The 8,429-nt window shown below is 73.8% G+C and carries 6 protein-coding genes; 3 read left to right on the forward strand and 3 right to left on the reverse strand.

What is annotated here, in order from left to right:
• Positions 1-184: 184 nt before the first annotated feature.
• On the reverse strand, positions 185-733 hold the full coding sequence (locus ACSNOD_RS24840) for a MarR family winged helix-turn-helix transcriptional regulator (RefSeq protein WP_436769267.1): 549 nt from the start codon (positions 731-733) through the stop codon (positions 185-187).
• A gap of 182 nt (positions 734-915) precedes the next feature.
• Between ACSNOD_RS24840 and ACSNOD_RS24845 the strand changes: the two genes are divergently transcribed.
• Complete coding sequence (locus tag ACSNOD_RS24845; RefSeq protein WP_436769268.1) at positions 916-2,259, forward strand: MFS transporter; 1,344 nt, start codon at positions 916-918, stop codon at positions 2,257-2,259.
• A gap of 13 nt (positions 2,260-2,272) precedes the next feature.
• Here the strand turns inward: ACSNOD_RS24845 and ACSNOD_RS24850 are convergent, their stop codons facing one another.
• Positions 2,273-4,141 (reverse strand): ATP-binding SpoIIE family protein phosphatase, encoded by a 1,869-nt coding sequence (locus ACSNOD_RS24850; protein WP_436769269.1) that lies wholly within the window; start codon positions 4,139-4,141, stop codon positions 2,273-2,275.
• A gap of 287 nt (positions 4,142-4,428) precedes the next feature.
• Positions 4,429-5,775 (reverse strand): NAD(P)/FAD-dependent oxidoreductase, encoded by a 1,347-nt coding sequence (locus ACSNOD_RS24855; RefSeq protein WP_436769270.1) that lies wholly within the window; start codon positions 5,773-5,775, stop codon positions 4,429-4,431.
• Positions 5,776-6,097: 322 nt separating this feature from the next.
• Between ACSNOD_RS24855 and ACSNOD_RS24860 the strand changes: the two genes are divergently transcribed.
• Together ACSNOD_RS24860 and ACSNOD_RS24865 are read left to right on the forward strand one after the other, a co-directional pair.
• Positions 6,098-6,880 carry a TetR/AcrR family transcriptional regulator gene (locus tag ACSNOD_RS24860; protein WP_436769271.1) on the forward strand — a complete coding sequence of 261 codons (783 nt, stop codon included), beginning with the start codon at positions 6,098-6,100 and terminating at the stop codon, positions 6,878-6,880.
• Positions 6,881-7,056: 176 nt separating this feature from the next.
• Positions 7,057-8,429: sigma-70 family RNA polymerase sigma factor (locus ACSNOD_RS24865; RefSeq protein ID WP_436769272.1), on the forward strand; the 1,373-nt coding region annotated here is incomplete at its 3' end.

Consider the following 8,429-nt stretch of genomic DNA (forward strand, 5'->3'; position numbering starts at 1 on the left):
TTCCCTCGCGACTCATAATCGAGTCTTTCGAACCGAATTTCGGCAAGCCGAAATTCTTCCCGATGAGGGGGCCGTGCTGAGGTGGTTTGCCGCCGGTGCGGCTCGAGTGGCCACCGCAGAACCGTTACGGCTCGGCGGCAACCCGGAGAACCTTACGGATCGCCCCCACCCCTGTCAACCACCGCTAGTCCAGGTCGGTGAGGCGCCCGCCGGCGTCCGGCTGGGCCTCCTCCACACGGCGCAGCAGCCGGGTGAGCATCTGCCCGAGCGCCCCGCGCTCGGCCGGGGAGAGGTCCTGGAGGAGGTCCTCCTCGAAGACCGAGGCCATGCGCATGGCCTCCAGCCACTTGCCGCGGCCCTCGTCGGTCAGCTCGACGATGACCCGCACCCGGTTCTTCTCGTCCCGCTCCCGCGTGACGAGCCCCTCCGCCACCATCCGGTCGATGCGGTGGGTCATGGCCGCCGGGGTCAGCCCCAGCCGCTTGGCGAGCTCGCTCGGCCCCATGCGGTAGGGCCGGCCGGCCAGCACCAGGGCCTTGAGCACCTCCCACTCGGCGTTGCTGATGCCGAGGGTCGCGGTCTGCCGCCCGTAGGCGACGTTCATCCGGCGGTTGAGCCGGCTCAGCGCGGAGACGACCACCTCGACCTGGGGGTCGAGGTCCTGGAATTCCCGCTGGTAGATCGCGATCTGCTCGTCGAGGCTCGGTTCCGGCGGACTGGGGGTGTCGGACATGCGCCGAAGTATGGCACGCGAACGGTTGGCGTCGAAGTCCTTCTCTGTGTACTCTTAAGCATCGAACTTTATCTTCGAAGTCTTCAGAGCTCATCACTACAGGGTGCAAGCCTCGCCCCGCGACGGTCTTGCGCCCTCCGTGTTGTCCGCGTCCGACGACTTCCCGACCGAGGTAGGTGAGTGTGACCACCGCGATGGGCGCCGCGCTGCGCCGGATTCAGCTGGGTAACGCGCTGAGCGCGTTCGGCAACGGCTTCACGATCCCGTTCACCTTTGTCTATGTGGCACAGGTGCGGGGTCTGGGGTCGAGTACCGCCGGAGTGGTGCTCGCGACGTTCGCGATCGCCGCTCTCGTCGTGCTGCCGTTCACCGGACGCGTCATCGACCAGCGGGGTCCGCTGCCGGTCGCCGTCGTGGGCACGGTCACCGCCGCCACGGGATCGCTCGGGCTCGGGCTGTCCGGGAGCGCGCCACTCGTGATCGCGTCGGCCGCGGCGCTCGGTGCCGGTATCGCGGTCATCCAGCCCTCGCTCGCCACCATGATCGTGTGGTGCTCGACGCCCGCCACCCGCTCCCGTTCCTTCGCGACCCAGTTCTTCCTCAACAACCTGGGGCTGGGTCTGGGCGGGCTGCTGGGCGGCCTGCTGGTCGACACCTCGAACCCGGCCTCCTTCATCCGTCTCTTCTCGATCGAGGCGGCGATGTTCCTGGCCCTCGGCGCGGTGATCGCGACCGTGCGGCTGCCCGAGGCCCCGCGGATGACCGACGCCGTGCCCCAGGAGAAGCGGAGCGGCGGCCGGTGGCGGGCGCTGCTGGCGGACCGGGCGATGGTGCAGCTGTGCGTGCTGGGCTTCGTGATGTTCTTCGCCTGCTACGGACAGTTCGAGTCCGGCCTCTCGGCCTTCGCGGTCGAGGTCACCCGGATCTCCCCGGCCACCCTCGGCATGGCGCTGGCCGCCAACACCGCCGCGATCGTGCTCGCGCAGTTCGTCGTCCTGCGGCTGGTCGAGCGGCGCCGGCGCAGCCGGGTGATCGCTCTGGTCGGCCTCATCTGGACCGTGGCCTGGGTGATCGCGGGGCTCTCCGGGCTGCTGCACGACAGCCCCGCTCTGGCGACGGCCGCTCTGATCTCCACGTACGCGCTGTTCGGCCTGGGTGAGTCGATGCTGTCCCCGACGGTCGCCCCGCTGGTGGCGGATCTGGCGCCGAGCTCGCTGCTCGGTCAGTACAACGCCACCTTCGCCCTGGTGAAGCAGCTCGCGCTGGCGCTGGGCCCGGCGGTCGGCGGTCTGATGGTGGGCGCCGGCCTGTACGGCTCGTACATCGTGATGCTCGTGCTCTGCTCCCTGGGCATCACGGCGCTGGCGCTGCGGATGGGCCGCCGGCTGACCTTCGCGCAGGACAACCCGCTGCGGGCCCGGTCGCGGATCGTCGCCTCCGGTCCGGCGGCCTCCCCGGTCGTGCCGGCCCAGCGGGCGGAGCCGGGGACGGCGGTCGCCCCGGCGCCCTCCGGCGTCTCCGCCTGAGGCGCGGCCCCGCTCACCCCGCCGGGAGGGCGAACTCGCACCAGACCGCCTTCCCGCCGCCGGGGGTCCTGCGCGACCCCCAGGAGGAGGCGATGGCCGCCACGATCGAGATGCCCCGCCCGGCCTCGTCCGCCGGCTCGGCGCGGCGCCGGCGGGGCAGCTGCTCGTCGCCGTCCGTCACCTCGATGATCAGCCGGCGGTCCGTACGGCGCAGCCGCAGCCGCATGGGCGGGGTGCCGTGCTGGAGCGAGTTGGCGACCAGTTCGCTGGCCGCCAGGACGCCCAGCTCGCGCAGTTCCGCGGGGAAGCGCCAGCTCGCCAGGACTCCCGAGGCGAAGGCCCGCGCGCGGGGCGCCGCCTCGACGCCGCCGAGGAGTTCGAGGGCGGCGTTGTGGAAGAGCTCGGCGTCATGGCCCGTGCGGGCGGGGTGCTGCAGGACGAGGAGGGCGACGTCGTCGTCGTGGTCGGCCGTGACGCCCAGGGCGCGCAGCAGCCGGTCGCACATCACCTGGGGGGTGCCGCTGGCGCCGGCGAGCGCCTGTTCGAGGGCGGCGACGCCGTCGTCGATGTCCTCGCCGCGCCGCTCCACCAGGCCGTCGGTATAGAGGACGGCGGTGGCGCCGGGGCCCAGGGGGACCGAGCCGGAGGCGTGCAGCCAGGCCCCGGTGCCCAGGGGCGGCCCGGTGGGCTCGCCCACCCGGTGCACCGTGCCGTCCACGTCCCGCACGATGACGGGCAGGTGGCCGGCGGAGGCGTAGACGAGCCGGCCCTCGTTGGGGTCGTGCACGGCGTAGACGCAGGTGGCGATCTGGGTGGCGTCGATCTCCGCGGCCAGGCCGTCGAGGAGCTGCAGCACCTCGTGCGGCGGCAGGTCGAGCCGGGCGTAGGCGCGTACGGCCGTACGGAGCTGGCCCATGACGGCGGCGGCGCGCACCCCGCGGCCCATGACGTCACCGATCACCAGGGCGGTGCGTCCGGCGCCGAGGGTGATGACGTCGTACCAGTCGCCGCCGACGGCCGCGTCCGTCCCGCCGGGCTGGTACGTGGCGGCCACCCGCAGGTCGTCCGGCTGTTCGAGCTCCTGGGGGAGCAGGCTGCGCTGGAGGGTGACGGCGGCCTCGCGCTGGCGGCGCTCGCTGGTGCGCAGTCGCTCGGCGGCCTCGACCTGGTCGGTGACATCCGCGGCGAAGATCAGTACGCCGTGGTGCGCGGCGGCCGGGGGGTCGGACCGGTGGTCGCCGGTGAGGGCCGTGATGTCGATGGGGCTGCAGGTGAAGGTGTAGTAGCCATGGCGGGCGCGGGTGGCCACCAGGGCGGGGCCGTGCCCCAGGCTCCCCTGGCCGTCGCGGGCGTCGATCCGGGGGGCGTCCGGGGCGCACGGGCGGCGCGCGCCGACCCCGACGCGCGCCTCGGCCGGCACGGCGGTGGAGACGGCCGCGGTGACGCGGCGGGACTTGACCGTACGGGGCTTGCCGCTGCGCAGCACCTGGTCCATCAGCGGCAGCAGGCCGAGTTCCGCGAGTTCCGGCAACGCCTCACGGGCGGGGTCGCCGGGGGCGCGCGGACCGAAGACGGCGGCGTAGGCGTCGTTGACGTAGGCGAGGCGGTGGTCGGGGCCGTGGACGACGGCGACCAGGCCGGGCACCTGGCCCAGGACGTCGTGTCCCGACAGCCCCGCCACCGAGGGTGGCCCGGGATCGGCGTCGGCCCCGGCGCCGGGCGGAGCGGGGGCCTCGGGGTGTCCGCCGCGCGCGGCGGGCACCGGCCCTCCCCCGGCCGCCGCGGCGGGCTGGGGCTGCGGGAGCCCCGCGGCGCGGTCGGTCCGTGCGGCGGCGCGTCGCTGTGTTCCGGGGAGCCGGGCGCTCCAGCGCGTGAAGTTCACTGAGATTTGCCTCGTGATGTCGCTTCGGGTCAGCCGGGCCGGCCGGGGGTACGGCGCGGGTGCCGGGGATCTCGTCCCCCCGGGCGGAACGCGGAACTCTTCGCAGGTATGAGCCCACCCATGGTCACACGTCCAGTGTGGCCGACCGGACTGACATCCGTCAGACGTCGGGCGCACCCAGTCGCGTTCGCGTCCGGGTCATGGGCCCGTCGTGGCCGTGACTTTGTCGCTTCGTCAGATGGTCGCCTCGGCGGGCCGCCCGCGCACCGGTCCGCCGGGTCACTGTGTCAGCTCGTCGTCTCGTTGTGCCGGCCCGTGCCGGCGGCCAGTTCGAACTCCGCCCGGGGGTGTTCCAGGGAGCCCAGGGACACGATCTCGCGCTTGAAGAGGCCGGACAGCGTCCACTCGGCGAGCACCCGGGCCTTGCGGTTGAACGTGGGGACGCGGCTGAGGTGGTACGCCCGGTGCATGAACCAGGCGGGGTACCCCTTGAGCTTGCGCCCGTAGACGTGGGCCACGCCCTTGTGGAGCCCGAGGGAGGCCACCGAACCCACGTACTTGTGTTCGTACTCGCGCAGGGGGCCGCCGCGCAGTGAGGCCAGCAGATTGGCGGCGAGGACCTTGGTCTGGCGCACGGCGTGCTGGGCGTTGGGCGCGCATTCGGCGTCCGGCTGGGGGGAGGTGCGGTCGGGCACGGCGGCGGCGTCCCCGGCCGCCCAGGCGTTCTCCACGCCCTTGACGCGCAGGGTCGTCTCGCACTCCAGCCGGCCGCGCTCGGTCAGCGGCAGTCCTGTCGCGGCGACGAGCGGGTGGGGCTTCACCCCCGCGGTCCACACCAGGGTGCGGGTGGGGAAGCGCGAGCCGTCGCTCAGCCGGGCCACCCGGTTCTCGCAGGACTCGAGCCGGGTCTCCAGGCGTACGTCGATGTTGCGGGCGCGCAGCTCGCGTACGGCGTAGCGGCCCATGTCCGCGCCGACCTCGGGCAGGATGCGGCCGGTCGCCTCGACCAGAATCCACTTCATGTCCTGGGCGGTGACGTTGTGGTAGTACCGGACGGCGTAGCGGGCCATGTCCTCCAGCTCGGCCAGGGCCTCCACCCCGGCGTAGCCGCCACCGACGAAGACGAAGGTCAGAGCGGCGTCGCGGACTTCGGGGTCGCGGGTGGAGGAGGCGATGTCGAGCTGTTCGAGGACGTGGTTGCGCAGCCCGATGGCCTCCTCGACGGTCTTGAAGCCGATGCCGTGGTCGGCGAGTCCGGGGACGGGCAGGGTGCGGGACACGGAGCCGGGCGCCAGGACCAGTTCGTCGTACGGGACCTCGATCGGGCCCGTGCCCTCCTCCTCGGTGGCGAGGGTCTGGAGGGTCGCCGTGCGCTTGGCGTGGTCGATGGCGGCGACCTCGCCGATGATCACCGTGCAGTCGCGAAGCACGCGGCGCAGGGGCACGACGACATGGCGGGGGGAGATGGAACCGGCCGCCGCTTCGGGCAGGAAGGGCTGGTAGGTCATGTACGGCTCGGGGTCCACCACGATGACCTGGGCCTCGCCGCGGCTCAGCTTCCGCTGGAGGCGCAGCGCGGTGTACATCCCGACGTACCCACCGCCGACAACGAGAATGCGAGGAGGTTCCTTCACCCTCCCATGACGCACCGGCAACGCGAGTTTGTCCACAGGCCCTTCGATTCGTATGACCGGTGGGAGCGCGCCCGCCGGTGGCCCGACCCCCGTCGAAATCGGGACAACACCGCAGGTCAGAGCGGAAATCGAAGGCGATCAAGACAGTGGTTATCGGGTCGGAAGCCGCTCGTACTCCGATCGGGGGGCGGTCCGTGCGGAACTACCCCTTCTTTCTTGACCTGGGCTCAACTATGTTCGTACTTCACGGGGTGGCGCGACCGCACCCCGGATGTCAGGGCGGGGAGTCTCCGGGGGGAGACGTCATTACCGGGGGAATAGCATGCACATGCAGGGCTCTCAATGGTCGGCTGCCGTCACAGCGGAGGGCAACGCGCGCGCGCTCACGGCGGCACATTCGGGGATGCGCGGCGGCTCGGCCGGTCGCTCGGCGCCGCTGCGCGTGGACGCACAGCGCAATCTCGAGCACGTACTGCGCGCGGCCCGCGAGGTCTTCGGCGAGCTGGGGTACGGCGCTCCCATGGAGGACGTGGCGCGGCGCGCGCGGGTGGGGGTGGGGACGGTCTACCGCCGGTTCCCCAGCAAGGACGTTCTGGTGCGGCGGATAGCCGAGGAGGAGACCACCCGGCTGACCGAGCAGGCGCGGGCCGCGCTGGGCCAGGAGAACGACCCGTGGGCGGCGCTCTCCCGCTTCCTGCGGACGTCGGTGGCCTCGGGCGCCGGACGGCTGCTGCCGCCGCAGGTGCTGCGGGTGGGCGTGGACGCCGAGGCGGAGGTCGGCGAGGCGCGCGTGCCCCAGCAGCGGCAGTCGTCGGTCCCGGCGCAGGCGGCGGCCCAGCCGGAGCTGCGGCTCGTCGAGCGGCGGCCCGCGGCCGAGGAGGACCGTGACGACTCGGGCGCGGCGGCCCTGCTGGAGGTCGTCGGGCGGCTGGTGGAGCGGGCCCGGGCGGCGGGCGAGCTGCGGGCGGACGTGACCGTCGCGGACGTCCTGCTGGTCATCGCCACGGCGGCGCCGTCGCTGCCGGACGCCCAGCAGCAGCAGGCGGCGTCCACGCGGCTGTTGGACATCCTGCTGGAAGGGCTCCGGCCGCGCCCCGCGGCATGACGTCCTCGGGGTGGGCCCACCGCACCGGGCCTGCCCCGAAAGGGTGAACGCCGCTGCTCTCCTGTGCGAAGTCTCCCCGGACGAGTGATTGCCCGGCTTGACGGGTAAGCCACGGTCGCCCGTGTGTCAGGCTGACCGCGTGTTCGGGTCTGACAGCGTGTACAGAGGCTTTCAGCATGGGCGTTGACGGGCAGGAGGAGCCGCCCGGCGGCGGCGCGGACGGTGGCGTGGGAGAGCCGGACGGCCTGCCGCCCCGGCAGGTGCCGGGCCAGAGCGGGCCGCCGCCGCCCACCCATCGCCCCAAGCACGCCGCCCGCTCCGGTCCGGGCGGTGAGCCGGGGGTCCCCTCGCAGCGATCGGCCCAGGAGGGCGGCTCCGCGGCCGTGCAGCGGCCGCCGTCCGACCGCGAGCTCATCGGGCGGATGCGGGCCGGGGACGACAGCGCCTACGCCGAGCTCTACCACCGGCACGCCAAGGCGGTGTGGCGCTACGCCCGCAGCTGCTGCCGGGACCCGCACACCGCGGACGACCTGACCGGCGAGGTCTTCGCCCGCACCCTCCAGGCGGTGCGCGGCGGGGCTGGCCCGGACACCGCGGTGCGGGCCTATCTGCTGACCACGGTCCGCCGGGTCGCGGCCGCCTGGGGGAGGACGACCAAGCGCGAGCAACTGGTCGAGGACTTCGCGGCGTTCGCGTCGGCGGCGGAGCGCGTCACGTCCCCGGACGAGAAGACGACGGAGCTGAGCGCCGAGGTCCGGGCCATGCGGGAGGCCGAGCAGTCCCTGGCCGTGCGGGCCTTCCGCAGCCTGCCCGAGCGCTGGCAGACGGTGCTCTGGCACACGACGGTGGAGGAGGTGTCGCCCAGCGAGGTGGCCCATCTGCTGGGGCTGACGGCCAACGCCACGGCCGTGCTCGCGCACCGCGCCCGCGAGGGGCTCAAGCAGGCGTACCTCCAGGCGCATGTGTCCACCGCGCTGACCGCCGGCGGGGCGTGCGCCCGATACGCCGACCGGCTGGGCGCCTATGCGCGGGGCGGGCTGCGGACCCGCGCCGAGCGGGGACTGCGCAAGCACCTGGAGGAGTGCGCGAGGTGCCGACTGGCCGCGCGCGAGGTCAAGGACGTCAACGAGCGGCTGCGCGCCCTGCTGCCGGTCGCGGTCGTGGGCTGGTTCGCCGCGGGGTACTCGCTCAAGGCCGCCGGGGCGGTGGCCGGTGCGGCCGGTGCGGCGGGCGCCGCCGTGGGCGGAGGCGCGGCCGCGGCGGGCAAAGCGGGCGGCGCGGCCTCCTCCGAGGGGCTGGGCGCCCCCACCAAGGCGGCGATCGCGGCGGGGATGCTGGCCGCGACCGCGGGCATCGTCTACGGTCTCGCCTCCAGCGACACGCCCCGGCAGAGCGAGAGACCCCGGGCACAGCCCTCGGCGCCCCCGCTGGTGCCGCCGACGTCGAGCCCCGCGCCGCCCACCACCGGGCCGCCGCTGAGGCCCCCGGTGCGACCGCTGCCACCGCCTCCGCCCACGGCGGCGCCCGCCGCACCGGCCGCACCGGCCAC

Origin of the sequence: Streptomyces sp. URMC 123 (assembly GCF_051386515.1) — a bacterium.
Taxonomy (GTDB): Bacteria; Actinomycetota; Actinomycetes; order Streptomycetales; family Streptomycetaceae; genus Streptomyces.